The organism is Frateuria sp., assembly GCF_035695185.1.
Taxonomy (GTDB): domain Bacteria; phylum Pseudomonadota; class Gammaproteobacteria; order Xanthomonadales; family Rhodanobacteraceae; genus Frateuria_A.
In genome coordinates this window covers 1-19,390 of record NZ_DASSES010000215.1, presented here as the reverse complement: position 1 = coordinate 19,390, position 19,390 = coordinate 1, and the positions used below count along the sequence as shown (strand labels likewise).

The window sequence follows — 19,390 nt, the reverse complement described above, 5'->3', positions numbered from 1 at the left end:
CGGCATCGGCAAGCCGCCGCCGCGGCACCGCCGGCACACTCTACGGGGCGCGTGGCGGGGCCTGGCCGGGGGCGCCGCCGGCACGGGCGCCGAACACCATCTCGGTCGCCCAGCCCAGGAGCATCGAGGTGTAGGCGCGCTGGCAGTCCGGACTGGAGAGCGCGTGATCGGCCTCGTCGATGAGCCGGTAGGTGATCGAATGGGTCTGCCGGAAGGCATTGCGATAACTGACGATCGCCGGGTGCGCGACCAGGTGGTCGTGGCCCGACTCGACGATCAGCACGTCGCCACGGAAGTCGCTGCAGGCGCGCAGGGCGCGGTTGTCGTCGGGTTCGAGTACCCGGCTGCGGTAGGCGTCCAGCTCCTTGCGCAACAGCGAGCGCTTGGGCCGGTCCCAGTCCTCGTCCATATACAGCGCCGGCACGCGCAGGGCGAGCCATTTCACCGGGCGCAGCGAGGTGAGGATGGAAGCGAGGTAGCCCCCGTAGCTGGCGCCGACCACCAGGATGGCGTCGGGGTCGACGTGCGGTTGCATGCGCAGGTGGTCGTAAGCGGCCACGACATCGGCAAGGTTCTGCTCGCGGGTGACCGTCTCGCGCATACCCTCGGTGCGCACGTGCCCGCGCATGTCGAAGGTCAGGCAGATGCAGCCCAGCGCGGCCATCTGCTGGGCGCGTCCCAGGTCGCGTTCCTGGCAGCCACCCCAGCCGTGCACGAACAGTACGCCGGGGATGGTCGAGCCGGGCGCCAGTACGGTCCCGGCCAGATGGGTGCCATCGACGGCGATGTCGGTGTTGCTGCTACGGGTCGTCATCGTCCTCCACCACGGTGAACTTGAGTAGCGGGCCGACCTCCGGGTCGACGCCATGGAACAGCACGCTGGCGGCTGGCGGCGGCGTGGCATCGGCGCCGTAGCGTTCCTCGGAACGCACACCCAGCCAGCGGCGGCCAGGCTCGGCGCGCAGGCGCAGCAGTGCCGCCGCCTCGGCGCCGCTGGCGCCGCCGATGCGCCAGGAGGCCTCGAGTACGCCGGCGTGCGGCTGGCCGCGATGGTCCTTGCCCTGCACCACGTCGTAGTTGCGGCGCGAGGCGAACATCCGCGGGAAGCACTGCCGCGCCGCCTCGTCGTAGAGCTGCGCCTGCGCCGCCGCCGCGCGCACGGGGGGCGGCAGCGGTTCGCGCAGCAGCGCATCGAAGCCACCCCGGTGCACGCGCAGGCTGGAGCCGCCATAGGCAACGTCGCCGGCGTTGTCGCGAGTCAGCCACTGGGTGCCGTAGTAGGCGATGGTGTAGGGCCCCACCCGCACCTGGCCGACACTCCAGGTCGTCAGGTCGACCAGGTCGGTTTCCAGCACCAGTCCATCGCGGGCCAGCGCCTGCTCGTCGAACGAGGCGACGATCGCATCCAGCTCGCTGATGTCGCCTGCCACGCGCTGGCCACGGCCGGCGTTGCCGTGCGCGGGCTTGATGCGCACGGGGCCCAGGTGCAACAGCGCGCGCCCGGCCCGGCGCGCATCGGCGGCGGCGTAGGCGCTGTAGCCGGGCAGCACCACCGGGCGCACGCGCTCGGCGAAGCTGCCGGACCATCCCTCCGGGATGCAGGTGGGTGCATCGACCAGCGGGTGGGTGATCGCCTTGGAGGCCAGCACGCGGTCGGGAACCACGCCGCCGAACAGGTCGGCGGCGCTGCGGATGCCGCAGGCCTCGGCCAGCTCCAGTCCGATCAGCACGTCTCCCGGCACGAAATAGAGCGGCCCGGGGTAGCGCCGGCCGGGGACGTAGGCGCCGGCGAAGTCGTAGTCGAGCAATTCGGCCAGCTGCTGCGCAATGGCCGCGTGCGCGGCGGCCTCGTGGCGGGAGTGCGCGGCTTCGCGCCCGACGGCCAGTACCACGCTGCCGCGTGCCTGGCCGGCCTGTGCATGGGGCGGAGCGCTGCTTGACACGGGTCTCCCGAACGAAGCGGCGCGATGCGCCGGACCGTCGAGGCTAGCGGTGCGGGTGTGGATGGGCTGTTGAAGCTGTGGCCGTGCGCGGGTGCGCGCCCGCGCCAGACGAGCCCGCTGCTACTTCTCGACGAAGGCGCGCTCGATCACGTAGTCGCCCGGCTCGCGCGTGCGTGGCGAGGCCTGGAAGCCGCGTCCGTCCAGCAGTGCGCACAGGTCGTCCAGCATGGCCGGGCTGCCGCACAGCATCACCCGGTCCGTGGCCGGATTGAGCGGCGGCAGGCCGGTCGCCTGGCTCATGACGCCGTCGACAATGGCGTCGGTGATGCGCCCGCGATGACGGAACGGCTCGCGGGTGACGGTGGGGTAGTAGACCAGCTTCGCGCGCACGAGCTCGCCCAGGTACTCGTGCTGCGGCAGCTCGCGCTCGAGGTAGTCGGCATAGGCCAGGTCACTCACATGGCGCACGCCGTGGGCCAGCACGATCTTCTCGTAGCGCTCGTAGGTCGCCGGGTCGCGGATGATGCTCATGAACGGCGCCAGGCCCGTGCCGGTGCCGAGCAGGTAGAGATGCCGGCCGGGCTTCAAGTCGTCCAGCACGAGCGTGCCGGTCGGTTTGCGGCTGACCACCAGCGGGTCGCCCGGCTGGAGGTGCTGCAGGCGCGAGGTGAGCGGGCCGTTGGGCACCTTGATCGAGAAGAACTCCAGGTGCTCCTCCCAGTTGGCGCTGGCGATCGAGTAGGCGCGCATCAGCGGACGACCGTCCACTTCCAAGCCGATCATCACGAACTGCCCGCTCTCGAAGCGGAAGCCCGGATCGCGCGTGGCGCGGAAGCTGAAGAGGCTGTCGTTCCAGTGCCGCACGTCGATCACGTGCTCGGTCGCCAATGCCACCATGTGTCTGTCGTCTCGAATCGTTGGGAGTGCGCCGTGGATGGGGCCTGGAGCGCGCCCACGCAAGGCGGGCGCCGGGCGGGGCGCGAGAGGCATAGGGTAAGCCATCCGGCCCACCGGTGCCCGTCGGCCGCGCCCCGCCACGTACAATGCGCGCATGAGCGTGTCCCCCGCCCCTGCCGATTTCCGCCTGTGCGTCGCCCCGATGATGGACTGGACGGATCGGCACTGCCGCTTTTTCCACCGGCTGCTGTCGCCCAGCGCGCGGCTGTACACCGAGATGGTGACCAGCGCCGCACTGGTGCGCGGCGGCCAGCTGCGCCTGCTCGAGCACAGCCAGCAGGAGCATCCGGTGGCGCTGCAGCTGGGCGGCAGCGAGCCGGCCGAGCTGGCGCAGGCGGCGCGGCTGGGGGCGCAGGCCGGCTATGACGAGATCAACCTCAACGTCGGCTGTCCGTCCGACCGCGTGCAGTCCGGCCGCTTCGGTGCCTGCCTGATGCGCGAGCCGGCGCTGGTCGGCGAGTGCGTGCGCGCGATGCGCGAGGCGGTGGAGGTGCCGGTGACGGTCAAGTGCCGGATCGGCGTGGATGACCAGGACGACTACGCCGACCTGCAGCACTTCGCCGAAACCATGGTCGCGGCGGGCGTCCAGGTGCTGGTGGTGCATGCCCGTAAGGCCTGGCTCAAGGGCCTGAGCCCGAAGGAGAACCGCGAGATCCCGCCGCTGGACTACGAGCGGGTGTACCGCCTCAAGCGCGAGTTTCCGCAACTGGTGGTGGTGATCAACGGCGGCATCACCTCGGTGGAGGCCGTGCAGGCGCACCTGGCGCAGGTCGACGGCGTGATGCTCGGTCGCGCGGCCTACCACGATCCCTACCTGCTGGCCCAGCTTGAAGCGGCCCTGTACGGCGCGCCCATGCCCTCGCGGGAAGAGGTGCTCGGCCACCTGCAGCCCTACGTGGAGGCGGAGCTCAAGCGCGGCACCGCGCTCAAGCACATCAGCCGGCACCTGCTCGGGCTGTACCAGGGCGAGCCCGGCGCGCGCACCTTCCGCCGCGTGCTGAGCGAGGGCGCGCACCTGCCGGGCGCGGGCTGGAGCCTGCTCGAACGGGCCGCCAGCGGCCGCCGGGACGCGGCATGAGCCGGCCGGGCATGGTTCAGGCCCGCCTGCCTAGGCTGGTAGCCATTTGGACCCGAGCCATCCCCTTGACGACGATGCTGCCCCGACGCCTCCTTGCCTGCCTGCCGGCCCTGCTGATGCCGGTGCTGGTGCATGCCGCGCCTCAGGAAAAGGCGCCGATGACGCTGGAAGAGGCGGTGGCGAAGGTGCAACAGGACACCGGCGGTAAGATATTGTCGGCTGATCCGCGCAAGTTCGGCCGGCGGACCGAGTACCGCATCAAGGTGCTCACCCCGGAAGGCCACGTGCGGACCATCTCGATCACGTCCGATGCCCCGCGCGCGGGCACCGAAAAACACCCGGCCGGCAACGGCGCAGGCAAGAAGGAGACACACTGATGCGCATCCTTTTGGTCGAGGACGAGGCGCCCTTGCGCGAGACCCTCGCCGCGCGGCTGAAACGCGACGGCTTCGCGGTCGATGCCGCGCAGGACGGCGAGGAGGGCATCTACCTCGGACGCGAGGTGCCGTTCGACCTGGCGATCATCGACCTTGGACTGCCCAAGATGTCCGGCATGGAGCTGGTCAAGGCCCTGCGCGAGGCCGGCCAGCGTTACCCGATCCTGATCCTCACCGCGCGCGGTTCCTGGCAGGACAAGGTCGAGGGCCTGAAGCACGGTGCCGACGATTACCTGGTCAAGCCGTTCCACGTCGAGGAACTGCTGGCGCGCATCAACGCGCTGGTCCGCCGCGCCAGCGGCTGGTCCAAGCCGGTGCTGGCCTGCGGGCCGATCAAGCTCGACACCACCGCGCAGACCGTCACCGTCGAAGGCAAGCCGGTCGACCTGACCAGCTACGAATACAAGGTGCTCGAATACCTGATGCTGCACGCCGGGGAACTGGTCTCCAAGGCCGACCTCACCGAGCACATCTACCAGCAGGATTTCGATCGCGACTCCAATGTGCTGGAAGTCTTCATCGGTCGCCTGCGGCGCAAGCTTGACCCGGACAGCACGCTCAAGCCGATCGAGACCGTGCGCGGCCGGGGCTACCGTTTCGCCATTCCGCGCAGCGACGGCGACGACGACTGAGCGCCGATCCATGGTCCTGCGGCGGCCCCCGAGCACGCACGCGTTGCGCCGCCTGCAGCCCACGGGCGGCTGCTGATCCATGTTCGCGCCTCGTCCGTTTTCGCTGGCGGCGCGCGCGGCCATCGCCACCGGCCTGGTGCTGGCCGGCTTCCTCGGGCTGGTCGGCCTGACGCTTTCGCGCGCCAACCACGAGACCGCGCTCAGCAACCTGCACGACCGCCTGCAGAACTACGTGATCGCCTACCTGGCCGGCACCGAGGTGTCGCGCTACGGCAAGGTCCTGCTGCCGGATGCGCCGCCGGACCCGAGCTTTTCGCAGCCGGGCTCGGGCCTGTACGCAGTGGTGCTGGGCGACAAGGGCTTTCGCTGGGAGTCGTCCTCGGCGATCGGCCGCGACTTCGCCTTCCTCAAGACGCTCGATCCGGGTGAGAGCCGCTTCGTTGGCCCGGTCGAGACGCGCATGGGCCGGCTCTACTACTACGCGTTCGGCGTGGCCTGGGACGTGCCGGACAAGAAGCCGCTCAGGCTCACCTTCATGGTGGCGCAGACCGAGGGTCAGTTCGAGGGCGAGAACGCGGTCTACCGGCGCACCCTGGTCGGCATGCTGTCGATCCTGGGCGTGATGCTGATCGTGCTGCAGCTGCTGCTGCTGCGCTGGAGCCTGACGCCGCTGCGCAAGGTGGCCACCGACATGGCGCGGGTGGAGCGGGGCAAGAGCGACCACCTGGACAGCCAGTACCCGCTGGAACTGATCCCGCTGACCGACCGCATCAATGCATTCATCGATTCGGAGCGCGAACAGCGCACGCGCACGCGCAACACCCTGGCCGACCTCGCGCACAGCCTGAAGACGCCGCTGGCGGTGATCCGCTCGCGGCTGGAGTCCTCGGGCAACGAACCGGCACTGCGTGGCGACGTGCTCGACCAGGTCCGGCGCATGGACGAGCTGGTCGCCTACCAGCTTGCCCGCGCCGCCACGTCCGGCCGCCAGACCTTCGCCAGCGCGGTGCCGATCGCCGGTCATGCCGAGGACCTGGTGCGCAGCCTGGAAAAGGTCTACGCGGCGAAGAACGTGCTGTGCGAGTTCGAGATGGACGAGGGCGCGGCGTTCTACGGCGAGCAGGGCGACCTGCTGGAACTGATGGGCAACCTGCTGGAGAACGGCTTCAAGTGGGCCGGCCACCGCGTGCTGCTGGTGGTCAAGGCGCAACCGCAGGCCGGGCGCCAGCGCCCCGGCCTGTGGCTGAGCGTGGAAGACGACGGTCCCGGCATCGCCGGCGACCAGATCGAGAAGGTGCTCCAGCGCGGCGTGCGCGGCGACGAGCGCGTGCAGGGCCACGGCATCGGCCTGTCGATCGTGCAGGACATCGTCAAGGCGTACCGCGGCGAACTGGTGGTGGATCGCTCGCCCGAACTGGGTGGTGCGCGCTTCAGCGTGAACCTGCCGGCGAGCTAGCGTCTGCCGAGCCCCGTTTCGATGCGGACGGGCGAGCCGCGTGCTTCGGGTTACTGGATCGAGCCGGGCAACAGCGACTGCCAGCCCAGACTGCTGTGATGGCTGGCGCGCGGATGCGGTGTCGTCCCGCCGCCGCCGTCGTCCGAGCTGTCGGCCGGACCGGGCAGGGTGCAGTCGCGGTTGGCGGTCGAAACATCGCCGCCACCACCGTCATGGCTGCCGCTATCGATGGTGGCGTGCGGGGTGGGGGCGTTCTGCGTGGTCGCGCCCATGGCGGAGGCGGTACCCACGCTGGCGAGCGCGAGCAGGCTTCCGAACAGGCAGCGTGTGAGTCCCATGGCGACCAACCCCTTGATCCACCAGCCAAGAGTCCCGATCGTCGCAGAAACGTGAGGACGTTGCCAGTGTCCACCGCGGCCGTCTGGCCGAGGCGTGACGGGCGACCGTAAAGGCTAGAATCTCCCGATGCGCGAGACCTTTCCGACTTCTGCCCGGGGTGCCGGGCCCGACCCGGGAGTGGGCAGCTGATGCAGGCACGACAGCTGCTGGCTGCCCTCGCCCCGGGCGAGGCCGTTTCGGGCGCCCAGCTCGCCGACCACGCCGGCATCACCCGCGCCGCGATCTGGAAACAGGTCGAGGCGCTGCGCGCACGCGGCCTGCCGGTCGAGGCACGCGGTGCCGCCGGCTACCGGCTGCCGTGGCCGGTGCAGCTGCTGGATGCCGCACGCATCCGCGCCCAACTGCCGCGCGCCGGCGCATCACGCCTGGGCGCGCTGCACGTGCACTGGGAGCTCGATTCCACTTCCAGCGAATTGCAGCGCCGGCTGGACGAGGCGGCCGACCTCAGCTTCGTGCTGGCCGAAACGCAGACTGCCGGACGCGGCCGGCGCGGGCGCAACTGGCTCTCGCCACCGGGCATGAACCTCTACCTGTCCTGCCTCAAGCGCTTCGATCGCGGCTTCGCCGCGCTCTCGGGCCTGTCGCTGGCGGTGGGCACGATGGTGTTGCGGGCGATCGAATCGCTCGGCATCGAGGGCGCGGGCCTCAAGTGGCCCAACGACGTGCTCGCCGCCGGCGGCAAGCTGGCCGGCGTGCTGGTGGAACTGAGCGGCGAATACCAGGGCCCCTGCGCCGCGGTGATCGGCGTCGGGCTCAACCTGCGCCTGACCGATGCGCTGCGCGAGCAGGCCGGGCAGCCGGCGTGCGACCTGGCCACCCTGGCCGGCGATCCGCCCGACCGCAACCTGGCCGCGGCGCGGCTGATCGCCGCCCTGGTCGAGGGCTTGCGCCAGTTCGAAAAGGACGGCTTCGCGCCCTTTGCCGAGGGGTATGCCCGGTACGACCTGCTCGCCGGGCGACGGCTGCGGCTCAGCGGCGCGCAAGGCCAGTTCGAAGGCACGGGTGCCGGCGTCGATGCGCGCGGCGCGCTGCAGGTGCGCCTGGCCGATGGCGGGCTTCGCTCGGTAGACAGTGCGGACGTGACGGTGCGCCGCGCATGAGGCTCCTGCTGGACCTGGGCAACACACGCCTGAAGTGGGCGCTGGAGGATCAGGGCCGCTGGCACGCCCAGGGCGCCGCGGCCTGGGACGATGACCTTGCGCTGCTGGCGTCCACCTGGGAGGCGCTGCCGCCGCCGGCGGCGGCGTTCGGTGCCTCGGTGGTCGATGACGCGCGCGAACAGGCGGTGGCGGCGCAGGTGCGAACCCTGTTCGGGCGCGAGGTCACCTGGCTGCGCACGCCGGCGAGCGCCTGCGGCGTGCACAACGCGTATCCCGCACCGGGCCGGCTGGGAGTGGACCGCTTTCTGGCCATGGTGGCCGCCCACGCGGCCGGGGCAGGCGACTGCCTCGTGGTCGGTGTCGGCACGGCACTGACCCTGGATGCACTGACCGCGGACGGGCGCCACCTCGGCGGCCTGATCGCCCCCGGCCCGCGGCTGATGCAGCGGGCCCTGCTGGGAGCCACCGCGCAGGTGCGTCCGGGTACCGACGGTGTACTGGTGGATGCGGCCGACAATACTGCCGACGCGGTGGCGTCCGGCTGCTGGCAGGCTGCCGCCGCGCTGGTCGAGCGCTTCGTGGCGCGCATGACGCCGCGCCTGGGCCAGACGCCCGCGGTGCGGCTGGACGGCGGCGACGCGCCGGGCCTGGTGCCGCTGCTGGGCCTGCCCGTGGCCATGGTCGAACACGGTGTGCTGCATGGCCTGGCGGTGTGGGCACAGGCACAGTCGGGCAACTCCGCGGCGCCCTAAGATGTGCGTCTACCCGGGGGGAGTCCGATGTTCCTGCGCCTGCTGTTCGTCCTGCTGATCGCACTCAACATTGCCGTGGGTGCCTGGTTGCTGCTCGGCCAGGACGACTCGCACGGACGCAGCGTGACCGATCCGGGGGTGCCGATGCTGCACCTGCTGTCCGAACAGCCGGCTGCGCCGGCACCGTCCCCCGCCCGGCCGCCCGCGCCGGCCACGGTGCCGGCACCGGCCGCCAGCACGGCGGTCGCGCTGGAGACCCGTTGCCTGGCGATCGGCCCATTCGACACGCCGCAGGATCTGCGTACCGCCCGCACCAGCCTGGCCGGTCCAGGCGTGCGCATGCGTTCGCGGCAGGAACAGACCACCGAGACGCGCGGCTGGTGGGTCTACCTGGCCGCGCCCGGCACCCGCGCCCAGGCGCTCGCGCTGGCGCGTCGGCTGGAGGCGGCGCACGTGGGCGACTACTTCGTCATGAGCTCGGGCGACCAGCCCAACGCCATCTCGCTCGGGCTCTTCAAGGATCCGGCCAACGCGCGCAAGCGCCGCGACGAGCTCACCGCGGCCGGCTTCGCCGCGCAGATCCAGGAGCGCACCGGGCAGGTGCCCGAGTACTGGCTGGACCTGGTGGTCGCCGACGGCGCGCGCTTCGACTGGCGCAGCCACGTGCGTGCCGCGGGCATCGGTTCGCACAGCACGACATGTTTCTAGCCAGCCGGTCCCGGCGGACGCACCGGCGCCCCGCCTGCTAGACTTCATGCCTTCTCGATGCCGGCATAGCTCAGTTGGTAGAGCAACTGATTTGTAATCAGTAGGTCGCGGGTTCGACTCCTGCTGCCGGCACCAGTGAAATCAAAGGCCCGCGTCCAACGACGCGGGCCTAGTTGCTTAAGTAGGCAACTCTCAGGCAACCGGCCGAGATCCCGTTATCCACAGAAGCCGAAAAGTTATCCACAGAGCCTGTGCGCAACGTTGTGGATAAGTCAGCTTGTGGCTACTACACTGCTCAGTGTATGGGCTTGACGCTGCCACGTGCCGTCTTGAAGCTCGACAGATTTGGCGCGGCTCATCTTCCCGGGGTGAGCAAGGAATGCGATTGGGGAGGTTCGTGCCATCGGGCGCGACTCATGGAGGGTGTGCAATGGCCACCATTATCGACGTTGCAAGGTACATCACCGATCGGCTGGGGCCGATGTCGGCAATGAAGCTGCAAAAGCTCGCTTATTACTGCCAAGCCTGGACTTTGGTGTGGGACGAGCAGCCGTTGTTCAACGACGAGTTTGAGGCATGGGCAAACGGTCCGGTGTCTCCGACTTTGTACGCACATCACCGCGGCCAGTTTCAGGTCGATTCCAGCAACTTCCGTTATGCCGATCCCGGTGCTCTGTCGCCTGAGCAGCGCGTAAACATCGACAAGATCATTGGCTTCTACGGTCAACAAACAGCTCAGTGGCTGAGTGATCTAACACACCAAGAACAACCTTGGTTGCAGGCGAGGGGTAATCTTGCTCCTGGCGCCAATAGCAATGCGTTAATTTCCAAAGCGGCAATTCACGAGTATTACTCGGCGCTTTGAGGTCGCAAACGAATGTCACGGAGTGACGAGCGAAGACGCCGGAAAGCGGAAAAGGTTGCCAAGTTCGAAGCGGGTAAGGCTGCACTGATTGCGAAGGTAGCGCCTGCCCGCGAACCTGTTCTTGCAGCATTACCTCAAGGTGCGAAAGGCCCTCGGGTAGATCCGGCTGCCCGCGACACAGTGAACTCTCGGGACACCTTCCGCCCTGACTCCGGGGGGTCTCGCCTCGCCTTGCGTATGAGCTGGTGCATCACCGATGCGGACACGGATGGCGAATGGTCGTGGAGCGAGCCGAGGGCGTGGTCAGACGATGAATGGGCGAAGATCATCAAGCCTGGGCTCGACAACCAATCGCAGCTTACGTGGCGTGAGATCGATGCGGCCTCGTCGGGTAGTGGCCACAAAATGCATCACGGGCACGAAGTGGGCGATATATGCGCCGAAGCGCAGGCTCGTTGGCTTGAGCGCGGTCTAGAACAGTTCGACACGCTTTTCCGGTTCCGGATTGGTGGTCAGAAAAAACGGGCCTGGGGCTATATCGTCCAAGCTCATTTCCGCCTTGTTTGGTGGGAGCGGAACCACAAGATCTATCCTGTCGACTAGTGCGAGCGTAACCGACGGTACCTTTCGCTTTAGGTGAAACCCTACGAGACAACACGGCAAAGCCTGATAGCGAACGCCCCTCGAACGGCGGACAACGGCGCGGCCGGTCCTTTGCCGGCGTCTAGGGGAATCCAATGTTCAAGCGACTCACACTCGCCGCGTTGCTGTGCGCGGCGGCCTTCTCAGTCAGTGCCGGTGGTCAGTCCGTTGCCTCGGCGACCGCCACCCGGGCGACGACCGCCGCCAAGACGCAACAGCCGCACCTCATCGAGAGCGGCAGCTACACCAACAGCGCGGGCGTTCGCGTTCACAGCCCGGCGCACACGGATACCGGAGCCGCGCCCGCGGGTGCTTCCGCACAATGCCGCGATGGCTCCTACAGCTTCAGCCAGAGCCACCGAGGCACTTGTTCACACCATGGCGGCGTGGCTCGCTGGCTCTGAGGAAACAACCATGGACCGCAAGAACGCTTTTCGCTTGGCCGCGTGTGCGGCGCTGGCTGTAGCGAGCAGCAGCTGCGCTCAATACGAGACGAAGGTCATGCAGCCTTGGCTGGGTGCTTCCCAAGCCGAGCTGATCAGCAAGTGGGGCTATCCGACTTCTGCAGGCGACATCGTCAACGTGGACAGCGAGACGACTGTCTACACCTACCGATCGGTGCTCGGAGGCTGGGCAGGGCCTCCGGGCGCGTGCGTGGTCTCGTTCACCTTGCGGAGCCAGACGGTGGTTGCCTGGAAGTACAACGGCGCGAACTGTCCGGACATCCTACGGGGAGGGTAGGAGGGCTCCTACAAGCTGCCGCGGTCCTGGCCGATTGGCGCACAACCGTGGCAGTTGCAATCTATGGTTGCCCCGCGAGTCAGGCCCGAACCGACGGCCGCCCAGGCGCAAGCCGGCAGCACAAGTCAGGTGGAACCGATGACCGGGCGCGGAACGTGACGGCGACGTGAAGGCGTGCGACACGCATCACGGTTGCCGTGCGATCGGGTCGGCAGAATACGCAGGCCGTTCAGCCTGCCCCGGCTCGGCGGCGGTTCCTAAGTAGTGTCTCCGGGCGCCCGGTCACCCCCTGATCGGGCGCCCCTTTTTATCGTCCCCAAGGTTGCCCGTTCGATGGCGGCCACCGCGGCACACCTTCCCAACCTGGCGCGGTCTTGGACACGATGCCGCCATCTAGGTCGATGCGTTCCCACATACCTAGTTCGAGCGGACCGCGGCCCCGCATCACGAGGCGCGGCAGGCCGTGCCTGGACCAGGCGAGCGCACCCGTCTCGCCGTTGAGTGTGGCTGTCCCGTAGTAGACCCAGCCGCTGCCCTCGGCCGGCGGATCCGCGTACGGCCGCCAGTCGGCCAGGAGGTCGAAGGAGAAGGATGTAGCGCGGTGAACTCGTCGGGCCATGCCGGCGAGGGTATGGCGGGTGAGTCGCAAGGCGTGCGAAGGTAAAAGAGGGAAGGGGGAACTGCCATGTCAGAGCGCAGGACGGACGAAATTGCCACCGCCGTGGGCCTTGGTGCGTGTGTGCTGGTGATCCTCGCGGCTTGGGAAGCCTGGAAGCTGACCAACTGGCTTGGGTGGGGTGTCCCTTACGAACTATTGGCGATCCCGTCGGTGCTGTCCGCTCTGGTCATCAGCCCGGCGTCGGACTGGGCGCGTGCTTTGGTTGAACGCCGAGCACGCCGCAGCACCACCGATAGCTAAACGGCGCCGTCGACTCGCTATCAAGCCAGGCGGCCGCGTCCCGCTCGCACGCCTTGGTCTTTGCCTGCGGGTCGGCGCGTAACCGCTTCTCCATGCGGCGCACGTCTTCCACGGCCTGCACGATCACCGCGGCCACGAGGCGGCGTGCGGTGTACTCGTCTATCTGCAGGGGCCGCAGCATCAGCCCCTGGTCGCTGTAGAGGGTCATTGGGAATTAGTCGTTCCAGTGACGGGACGGACCTTCCATCCGGATGGTCGGCAACAAGTTCGTCCCCATTCCGTTGCGGATGAAGCATGCGGCGGCCACTTCGTGTAGCTTGCCGAATAGCTCGATCTCGTCGCGCTGTTGCTGCATCTGTTCGGCGAGCTGGCGATAGGTGATCGGCTCCACGTGCATGCCGTCGACGTCGTGCACCGTTCGATACTCGTACACCTCGTCGCCGAAGTTGTGCACCAGGTCGCCAAGCAGTGCATCGTGGAAGTCGTCCAGCGGCACGCCCTTCGTCGCTGACTGCTGCGACCACGGCAGCGCCATATCCCCTTGGGCGGGCTCGGTTGGCCTGATGTCGGCGGCGGCTGATTCGAAGCCGGGCAGCTCGAGCTGCGCGGCCTCGTGCAGGGCGTGGGCGACGTCGTGCATAGGGTCCGGCGCGACGTTGTCCACGATCTGCTGCGCCGCGTCGGCCGGGATCGAGGGCATCTCGCCATCGTGCAGCGCGCGAAGCGAGGCCGCCATGGTGTCGGCATGCAATGTCGCAACACCGGGATCGGTCGGGACGCCAGGGGCACTGCGGTTGAAGTGTTCCTCGGTGGCCACGGCGGCAGCGGCGTCCACGTCGGCGGGGTCGATCGCCTTGGCGGCGCCGTGGCTGTAGTGGCCCATCCAACCGAAGGCCGCGCCCAGAATCAAGTCGGCGGTCATCGCTTCGCCGTCGAATATCCGGTATTGGGCCGCCATGTCGCGGTAGCCGTTGTCCTCCAGCACCTTGGAGGTCAGGCCACGCTGGGCCGCGCCGAGCGTGACGTTGGCCGCCGTACCGCCCACGATGGTCTGCCACAGATCCTTACCGTACTTGAGCGGCAGGAACGCGCCGATCGCCGACGTGATGCCGGTAATGCCGCCCTGCTCCCGGGCGGTGGTTTCGTCCACGCCCTGGGCCTTGGCCTCCTTGTAGCCGGCATAGCCTTCGGTGGCGCCCAGCAGGCCGGCCGCGCCCCACGGGCCTGCGACCGCGCCGCCGGCCAAGCCAAGGGTCAGGCCCTCGGTGGTGCCGGTCAGGATGCGCCCCGCAGTGCCCGTCTTGCGGGGATCGGAGCCCGTGGCCGCCCATTCGGCCGCGGCCTTGGTCGCGGCGTTGGCGTTCTCCCGCATTTCGGGCGTCATCACATTGTGCGCCGCGCGCGCGAACGGAAGCGCCAGGCTGACCGTCTGCCCCACGTCCGTGTCGAGGAAGTCGTTGGACAGGTCGGCCATCTTGGCGAACGCCCCGGCGAGGCCCTTGGGCGCGGCCGTGGCCAGCCCCTCCGTGGCGCCAGCGAGCGGCACGTCCGTGGTCGTGGGCATCGCGGCGATGCGGTAGTCGTCATCCTGCGCGGGATTCAGGAAGCCCATGTCAGTGACCCCCAATGACGAGCGGGCGGGAATGGCCTCTTATGAACATGAGTCTGGCTCCTTAGACCGGGTAGTTGCCGTCGATGTAAAGCACCTCGCCAGAAGCGCCCGGATATGTGTTGTTGTAGGTGAACACCTGAGCCTGCGACGAATTCGCAGGGACAAGAACCTGCAGGGCAGCCCCGGAGACGGCGCCAGCGCGACCGGTGCCTATGGAGGCTCCGGACGAACTGGAGGACGTGGCCGGCAAGGTCACCAGCACATGGTCCGCGCCTGTTCCGTTCGTGGTGATCGACACGGTCACTTTGTAGGCGACTGAGTCGTCCCACATCTTGAAGTGCCCTGTCGCGGACGCACTGGTGATGGCCCCGGTGTAGGCCGAGGCGGTCGGCGTGTAGGCGCGCCACTCGTCCACGAATATTTGGCCGGTGGAGCTGTAGCGAGGTCCCAACCCGCCGCCGCTGGTGATGGGGAGCGTGTCTATCCGGATCGTGTTGCCGTCTGCCGCCTCGATAGCCGGGAACCCGGCCGCGCTCTGGTTGAAGTTGTAGAGGGCGATCTCTCCAGAGAGCAGCACCACATTGCCGGTGCCGTCGACGCGGATTCCGTTGTCGTCGCTTCGATCCGAGCGGAAATTTGTCGCCGTGAGGTTGGAGTTGCTTCCCTGGACGAACAGCCCCACAGAGCTGGCCAACCCGGTTTCTGCCTGGTGGGTGACGTTGGCCAGTTGGGCGGTCGCACCGCTGCTGACCGTGCTGTCGACCCATACGCCATAGAGGCCGCGGTCAAAATCCGCATTCACCAAGTGCAGTTTGGAGGTCGTGCCGTTCGCGTTCTGGCCGATGCGCATCCCGGCGCGCGCGAAGATGGAGAACACGTTGGATACGTGCGGGTTGTCGTTCCTCTCGAAGTAAAGGACATCGAGATTCGCTTGCGTGTATCCGTGGACGTTGGTGTCGTCCTTCCAGAATGGCCACTGGTGAAGGTTGTGGACCTTCACCACGTCATATGACGTGTCGACGTGCACCATCGAGTCGAAGGCTTGGCCGCGCAAAGTGTCGATCTCGAGACGGCCGTAACTCCCATTGGTCAGGTAGACACCTTTCGTCGGATTCAGCAGCAGAACATCCCGGATCAAGACGTCGGCGTTGTCGATGTAGATATCGAAGTCGTGTGGGTTCGGGGTCCAACTTGGCGCTGGGTTCGGCTGGTCGCGGAAGGTTCCGACGCCAGAGAAGCAGACACCGGAGCGAGAGCCCGCAGAGCCGTCCACCTTGAAACCGATGCCGCTGTGCGCGAAGTGAAACCATGACCCGCGCCCGCGGGTCCCCGGTGCGCCCACGAACGGCTCGCAACCGTCACCCCGCAGGGTGATGCCCTTGGCGACCACGACGGTGCCTGTCAGGCGGTAAGCTGCGGCCGGCGCCGGAACGTAGGCGTTATACCCGTTCGCCGCGCAAGCATTCACCCAGTTCTGCACGGCGACTGTATCGTCGGCCACGTCGTCGCCGACCGCGCCGAACATTTGCGGAGTGTGGATAAAGCCCAACAGGACCGCGGAGATACTGGCCGCGAGAGCTCCACTGCCGGTCGCCTGGAACCCAATTTCAGCGGCTCCCGTTCCAGCTGCCAGCCCCGATTTCGTCGCGATGTCATCCGGAGTGATGCCAGACGCGGCACCGGTCACAAGCTGCTGCACTTGAGCCAGGCTCGGCACCTCTTTGGCGTCGACCGCGTCCGACACATTGGCCAGGCGGTTACCGCCCAGGTCGTAAGCCGTACTCAGTGGTCCTCGTCCTAACTTGAACCCGAGCGCCGTCTGGATCTGCTGCGCCAGCATGGTCAGCCGGTCCAGCGCCCGCTCGTGGCTGGAAGCGGGGAAATACCCATTGTCCGGGTACGCGGTTTCCTGCACCGCGCTGACGTTGCGCTCGATGAAGATTTGGTCATTCGCGGGCAGCGCGGGAATCGTCGTGATGCTGCCGCCGGCTTGGTTGCCGGCGTCGCTGACGGTGTAGTCGCTGTTCAACGTCAACACCGAGATGGCGCCGGCCGCAGTCTTGCGGGTTACCTTGAGGTCGGTGTCGGTGAGGAAATAGAACGGCACCGGAAAAATAGCGGTGGTGCCGTTGCCCGTGTAACTGGCGGAGGCGGTGTTGCTGCTGATCGTCATGCGTGAGGCTCCACGATGGCTCGCATATAGAAAAAAATTGAGGGGATGCTCTCGAGCTGGCCCCTAGTTGGAACAGCGCGCACCGAATCTGCCCCCGCCCCCACCGGCACCCCCCGGGGTGCGGCCGGATGGGACCCGCGCTTGACGTTTTGAACCGGGCCAGGCATCAGTCGTTGCGCCCAGTTGATTCGCAATCAATTGAGCGACGGCCCGGGATCCCTGGCAGTTGTTGGAACTCGCCCTCGATGGCTGGCGGTAGGTCGCAAGGGGGTCGCATCCGGTCGACTCGGGCACGTGCCGCGGCCAGGGCGTCGGTGACGTCGATGCGCTCCACGGTAATGTCCACCTTTTCGCGCAACAGGCCGGTGAGGCGCGCTTTCAACTCGACCAGGCGGGCAAATGCGTTGGCGTTGTCGGTGCGACGGGCGAACGCTATGCCGTCGTCGCACTCGGCCATGCAACGCTCGCCGTTGTATTCGGTCAGTGCGACCAACTGCTGGCGCACCCTTTCCAGCTCAGCGCGTACGAGCTTGTTCTCGTGCAGCAATTGGTAGGCGGCGTGCTTGGCGGATCGCACGGAGTAGCCGGCAGCAATGGCCGCCTGGACGCCCGGGACGCCCTTTTGGATTTCGGCGATGAACCGTTGTTGCCGCGGGCTGAGCTTGCGCGTCATAGGGTCAGGCGAGGCCCAGACGGCGGGCTTTCGCGCGGTCGATGCCACGCTGGGCCAGGTGGCGAATCAGGAAGGGGCTGTCGCCCAGGCCGGTGGATTCCAGGAGCGCCGGGAGCTTGGGGAAGCCGCGCGCAAGCTCGAGCATTTCGCGCTGGGCGACGCCGAGCATGGTGTCGAAGTGCTCGCCCCACATGTCGCGCAGGTACTGCTGATTCTCCGCGGAAGTCGCCGCGCGCGCTTCGGCACTGGGCGGGTTGGTCGCGGCCTTCCGGAACATCTCGCCGACAAAGCGCGCGGTGGGTTGGTCGACATTGGCGGAGATCAGCGCGCCCTGCAGCTCCAGGGCGTCGCGGCTGGCCATCACGGCCGGCGCCAGCGTGCCACCCTCGGCCGGTTCTGCGTCCGGTGAGGCCAGGGCGGCGTCTGCCTGTTCCTGCGTCCATGTGCCGCGCTCGACCAATGCGGCGGCCATGACGGCCTCCGCACTCGGCGGCGCGCTGCTGGTGCTGCTGGTGGCCTCGTCGCTCATCAAGCGGCCCCCAGCGCTTCGTCACGCTTGCCGAGGATCCACCGATCGATCGCTTTGAAGGTTTCAGCCAGGAGCGGCAGGGTGTTCAAGGTCGAATCGTTCGCGCCCGTGTGGCCGGTGATGCCGGAGCGGCGCAGTTCGGCGCCCATCGCGCCTTCCATCTCCTGCCACGTCACTTTTGCGGGGTCGCCGTGCGCGGTCAGCGGGAAGGGCGCCAGCTGGGCCAGGTCAGCCGTCAGGGCGATGAACTCGCCACGCGCGCGCGCCAGGTCGGCCGCCTTGCGCGCGTAGCCTTCTGCCGCGGCCGTGCGCTTGCCGGACAACTCGACCACGCGGCGCCAGAGCTCGACCTTGCGGACGCGTTCCTCGGCTTCCAGGGCGGCGTCGTGCTTGCGTTGCGCTGCCGCCACGGAGTCCGCCAGCACGGCGGCCTGCTCCTGTGCCTCACGATGGCGGGCCTTGGCCTTGCCCAGCGCGCCCAGATCGGCGTCGCCGGTGATGGCCTGCTCGACCAGGGCGGCGTACTGCTCGCCGGCCTCGTCGGCCTTGCGCTGGGCGATGTTCTGGGCGTCCACGAGTTCGGCTAGGCGGGCGCCGGTGTCGACGCTGGAGGGATTGGGGCGAAGGCGGGAGAGGATGCTGGGCATGTGGGGTGCTCGTGAGAGGGGCAAATGTGGCGCTTTGTTGCCTTGTGTTGCCTAGTGGCGCCTTTTGTTCGGTCGGTAAATGTCGGTAAGCGACTGTATTGTAACGCTTAATCACCGTCGTGTCTGGAAAATGCGGCCATCAGGGCAACCCCTTGTATAGCAGTAGGTCGAAAAGGCGGGGGATCCGGCTTGGGGTCGCGCGCGCACGCGAGGGGGTGGGCAAAAGGCGGCCGGAAGCTGGCTTCCGGATGGTGAGAAAAGAGCATCACATGTTGTGAAAAAACAACATGTTGCAATGCCTGACTTGTATATGTAAGTTGCTCCTTCGGCCATGAGAGGCCGCTAGAGAGGGGGAACAACCATGCAAATCCAAGTCGCCATCGCCGCCGGCCTCGCGCTGGCCTTCGAATCCGCCGACACGTACGCCTGCGAGCGGATGTTCCAAGCCGTGCGCACGCTGCCGTTGCCTGGCTTCGCCGACGAACTCCAGGGGTATGTCGACCAGGTACTGGCAGCGGCACAGCTCCCGGCCGCCGCGTGATGCAAACGCGGAACCTCACACCTACGGAAGCGGCCGAGCGCCTTCGTGTTTCGCCGCGCGCATTGGAGGGCTGGCGCAATAAGCGGGTTGGCCCGCCATATCGGAAGTTCGGCCGGCGGGTGCTCTACCCGCTGGATCTACTTGAACTGTGGGAAGCAGACGCAACCAACGGAGGCGCCGCCATGAACCTCAACGCCAAAGAAGCAGCGGAACGCCTACGGATCCCAGAAAAGACCCTGGCCAACTGGCGTAACAAGCGGGTCGGTCCACCCTTCCGGAAGTTTGGCCGGAGGGTGCTGTATCCACTCGACCAGCTCGAGCAGTGGGAGCGGGATCAGACGATCGAAACCCGGAAGTAACACTCCCTTGGTCGACCATGGCGACAACAGCTACACCCTGTAGGGTTGTAGCTGTCGCTGTCGCCAACATGGCTGGACCACAAAACTAGTTGTCGCCGCCTGTCGCCGTGTCGCCGCATGGCTTGAAACCGTTGCGGCGCAAGGCTTCCGGCCGATTCTATCTTTCCGGTCCGTTGTCGCCGCGATGTCGCCGCGATGTCGCCGTAGGCGTTTTTAAGGTGCAGCGG

At 67.6% G+C, this 19,390-nt stretch carries 23 protein-coding genes, 1 tRNA gene and 1 pseudogene; 15 read left to right on the top strand and 10 right to left on the bottom strand.

The genetic code is table 11. The features are described from left to right. Positions 1 to 40: 40 nt before the first annotated feature. The 3 genes from VFH59_RS17830 to VFH59_RS17820 form a co-directional block, all read right to left on the bottom strand. Positions 41 to 814, bottom strand: a complete 774-nt coding sequence (locus tag VFH59_RS17830; RefSeq protein ID WP_325166269.1) for an alpha/beta hydrolase — start codon at positions 812 to 814, stop codon at positions 41 to 43. Continuing rightward, positions 801 to 1,943 (bottom strand): DUF3182 family protein, encoded by a 1,143-nt coding sequence (locus VFH59_RS17825; protein WP_325166268.1) that lies wholly within the window; start codon positions 1,941 to 1,943, stop codon positions 801 to 803. Before VFH59_RS17825 ends, VFH59_RS17830 begins: the two co-directional genes overlap by 14 nt. A 120-nt stretch (positions 1,944 to 2,063) precedes the next feature. Next, complete coding sequence (locus tag VFH59_RS17820; protein ID WP_325166267.1) at positions 2,064 to 2,840, bottom strand: ferredoxin--NADP reductase; 777 nt, start codon at positions 2,838 to 2,840, stop codon at positions 2,064 to 2,066. A gap of 154 nt (positions 2,841 to 2,994) precedes the next feature. Here VFH59_RS17820 and dusA point away from each other — a divergent pair, with 154 nt between their 5' ends. From dusA to VFH59_RS17800, 4 genes are all read left to right on the top strand, one after another. Next, positions 2,995 to 3,978 carry a tRNA dihydrouridine(20/20a) synthase DusA gene (dusA, locus tag VFH59_RS17815; protein ID WP_325166266.1) on the top strand — a complete coding sequence of 328 codons (984 nt, stop codon included), beginning with the start codon at positions 2,995 to 2,997 and terminating at the stop codon, positions 3,976 to 3,978. Between the two features lie 74 nt (positions 3,979 to 4,052). Then, positions 4,053 to 4,355 (top strand): hypothetical protein, encoded by a 303-nt coding sequence (locus tag VFH59_RS17810; protein WP_325166271.1) that lies wholly within the window; start codon positions 4,053 to 4,055, stop codon positions 4,353 to 4,355. Then, a complete protein-coding gene (locus tag VFH59_RS17805; RefSeq protein WP_325166265.1) occupies positions 4,355 to 5,047 on the top strand; it encodes a response regulator transcription factor in 693 nt (230 codons plus the stop codon). Before VFH59_RS17810 ends, VFH59_RS17805 begins: the two co-directional genes overlap by 1 nt. 79 nt (positions 5,048 to 5,126) lie before the next feature. After that, positions 5,127 to 6,503, top strand: a complete 1,377-nt coding sequence (locus tag VFH59_RS17800) for a sensor histidine kinase (protein WP_325166264.1) — start codon at positions 5,127 to 5,129, stop codon at positions 6,501 to 6,503. Positions 6,504 to 6,553: 50 nt separating this feature from the next. Here VFH59_RS17800 and VFH59_RS17795 read toward each other — a convergent pair whose 3' ends face one another. Next, entirely contained in the window at positions 6,554 to 6,841 is a 288-nt protein-coding gene (locus VFH59_RS17795; RefSeq protein WP_325166263.1) for a hypothetical protein, read from the bottom strand. A 189-nt stretch (positions 6,842 to 7,030) separates the two neighbouring features. Here VFH59_RS17795 and VFH59_RS17790 point away from each other — a divergent pair, with 189 nt between their 5' ends. The 8 genes from VFH59_RS17790 (at position 7,031) to VFH59_RS17755 (ending at position 11,710) form a co-directional block, all read left to right on the top strand. After that, the gene (locus VFH59_RS17790; protein WP_325166261.1) at positions 7,031 to 8,002 is read left to right on the top strand and encodes a biotin--[acetyl-CoA-carboxylase] ligase; all 972 of its coding nucleotides are present in this window, start codon (positions 7,031 to 7,033) and stop codon (positions 8,000 to 8,002) included. Continuing rightward, positions 7,999 to 8,754: a type III pantothenate kinase gene (locus tag VFH59_RS17785; protein ID WP_325166260.1), complete on the top strand. Its 756-nt coding sequence runs from the start codon at positions 7,999 to 8,001 to the stop codon at positions 8,752 to 8,754. The genes VFH59_RS17790 and VFH59_RS17785 overlap by 4 nt, the downstream gene beginning before the upstream one ends. Positions 8,755 to 8,781: 27 nt before the next feature. Next, positions 8,782 to 9,462, top strand: a complete 681-nt coding sequence (locus tag VFH59_RS17780) for an SPOR domain-containing protein (protein ID WP_325166259.1) — start codon at positions 8,782 to 8,784, stop codon at positions 9,460 to 9,462. A gap of 59 nt (positions 9,463 to 9,521) precedes the next feature. Beyond that, a tRNA-Thr gene (locus VFH59_RS17775) sits at positions 9,522 to 9,597 on the top strand. A gap of 295 nt (positions 9,598 to 9,892) precedes the next feature. After that, positions 9,893 to 10,327: a Panacea domain-containing protein gene (locus VFH59_RS17770; protein WP_091338596.1), complete on the top strand. Its 435-nt coding sequence runs from the start codon at positions 9,893 to 9,895 to the stop codon at positions 10,325 to 10,327. 237 nt (positions 10,328 to 10,564) lie between these two features. After that, the gene (locus tag VFH59_RS17765) at positions 10,565 to 10,930 is read left to right on the top strand and encodes a hypothetical protein (protein WP_325166258.1); all 366 of its coding nucleotides are present in this window, start codon (positions 10,565 to 10,567) and stop codon (positions 10,928 to 10,930) included. Positions 10,931 to 11,064: 134 nt separating this feature from the next. Further along, positions 11,065 to 11,373 carry a DUF3761 domain-containing protein gene (locus VFH59_RS17760; RefSeq protein WP_325166257.1) on the top strand — a complete coding sequence of 103 codons (309 nt, stop codon included), beginning with the start codon at positions 11,065 to 11,067 and terminating at the stop codon, positions 11,371 to 11,373. Between the two features lie 10 nt (positions 11,374 to 11,383). After that, entirely contained in the window at positions 11,384 to 11,710 is a 327-nt protein-coding gene (locus tag VFH59_RS17755; RefSeq protein ID WP_325166256.1) for a hypothetical protein, read from the top strand. 848 nt (positions 11,711 to 12,558) lie between these two features. Here the strand turns inward: VFH59_RS17755 and VFH59_RS17750 are convergent. From VFH59_RS17750 to VFH59_RS17725, 6 genes are all read right to left on the bottom strand, one after another. Then, positions 12,559 to 12,837 carry a hypothetical protein gene (locus VFH59_RS17750; RefSeq protein WP_325166255.1) on the bottom strand — a complete coding sequence of 93 codons (279 nt, stop codon included), beginning with the start codon at positions 12,835 to 12,837 and terminating at the stop codon, positions 12,559 to 12,561. A gap of 6 nt (positions 12,838 to 12,843) precedes the next feature. Then, complete coding sequence (locus VFH59_RS17745) at positions 12,844 to 14,103, bottom strand: hypothetical protein (RefSeq protein WP_325166254.1); 1,260 nt, start codon at positions 14,101 to 14,103, stop codon at positions 12,844 to 12,846. A gap of 199 nt (positions 14,104 to 14,302) precedes the next feature. Next, entirely contained in the window at positions 14,303 to 16,414 is a 2,112-nt protein-coding gene (locus VFH59_RS17740) for a glycosyl hydrolase family 28-related protein (RefSeq protein ID WP_325166253.1), read from the bottom strand. Between the two features lie 166 nt (positions 16,415 to 16,580). Next, the gene (locus VFH59_RS17735) at positions 16,581 to 17,087 is read right to left on the bottom strand and encodes a terminase small subunit (RefSeq protein WP_325166252.1); all 507 of its coding nucleotides are present in this window, start codon (positions 17,085 to 17,087) and stop codon (positions 16,581 to 16,583) included. Positions 17,088 to 17,091: 4 nt separating this feature from the next. Then, positions 17,092 to 17,616 carry a hypothetical protein gene (locus VFH59_RS17730; protein ID WP_325166251.1) on the bottom strand — a complete coding sequence of 175 codons (525 nt, stop codon included), beginning with the start codon at positions 17,614 to 17,616 and terminating at the stop codon, positions 17,092 to 17,094. Continuing rightward, positions 17,616 to 18,263, bottom strand: coding sequence for a hypothetical protein (locus VFH59_RS17725; protein WP_325166250.1), 648 nt, complete (start codon positions 18,261 to 18,263; stop codon positions 17,616 to 17,618). Before VFH59_RS17725 ends, VFH59_RS17730 begins: the two co-directional genes overlap by 1 nt. A gap of 361 nt (positions 18,264 to 18,624) precedes the next feature. Between VFH59_RS17725 and VFH59_RS17720 the strand changes: the two genes are divergently transcribed. The 3 genes and pseudogenes from VFH59_RS17720 (at position 18,625) to VFH59_RS17710 (ending at position 19,163) form a co-directional block, all read left to right on the top strand. Beyond that, positions 18,625 to 18,804: a hypothetical protein gene (locus VFH59_RS17720; RefSeq protein WP_325166249.1), complete on the top strand. Its 180-nt coding sequence runs from the start codon at positions 18,625 to 18,627 to the stop codon at positions 18,802 to 18,804. Next, positions 18,804 to 18,944 (top strand): annotated as a pseudogene (locus tag VFH59_RS17715) (helix-turn-helix domain-containing protein); the annotation flags it as partial. The gene VFH59_RS17720 and the pseudogene VFH59_RS17715, both read left to right, overlap by 1 nt. A 42-nt stretch (positions 18,945 to 18,986) precedes the next feature. Then, entirely contained in the window at positions 18,987 to 19,163 is a 177-nt protein-coding gene (locus VFH59_RS17710) for a helix-turn-helix domain-containing protein (RefSeq protein WP_325166270.1), read from the top strand. Positions 19,164 to 19,390: the final 227 nt, after the last annotated feature.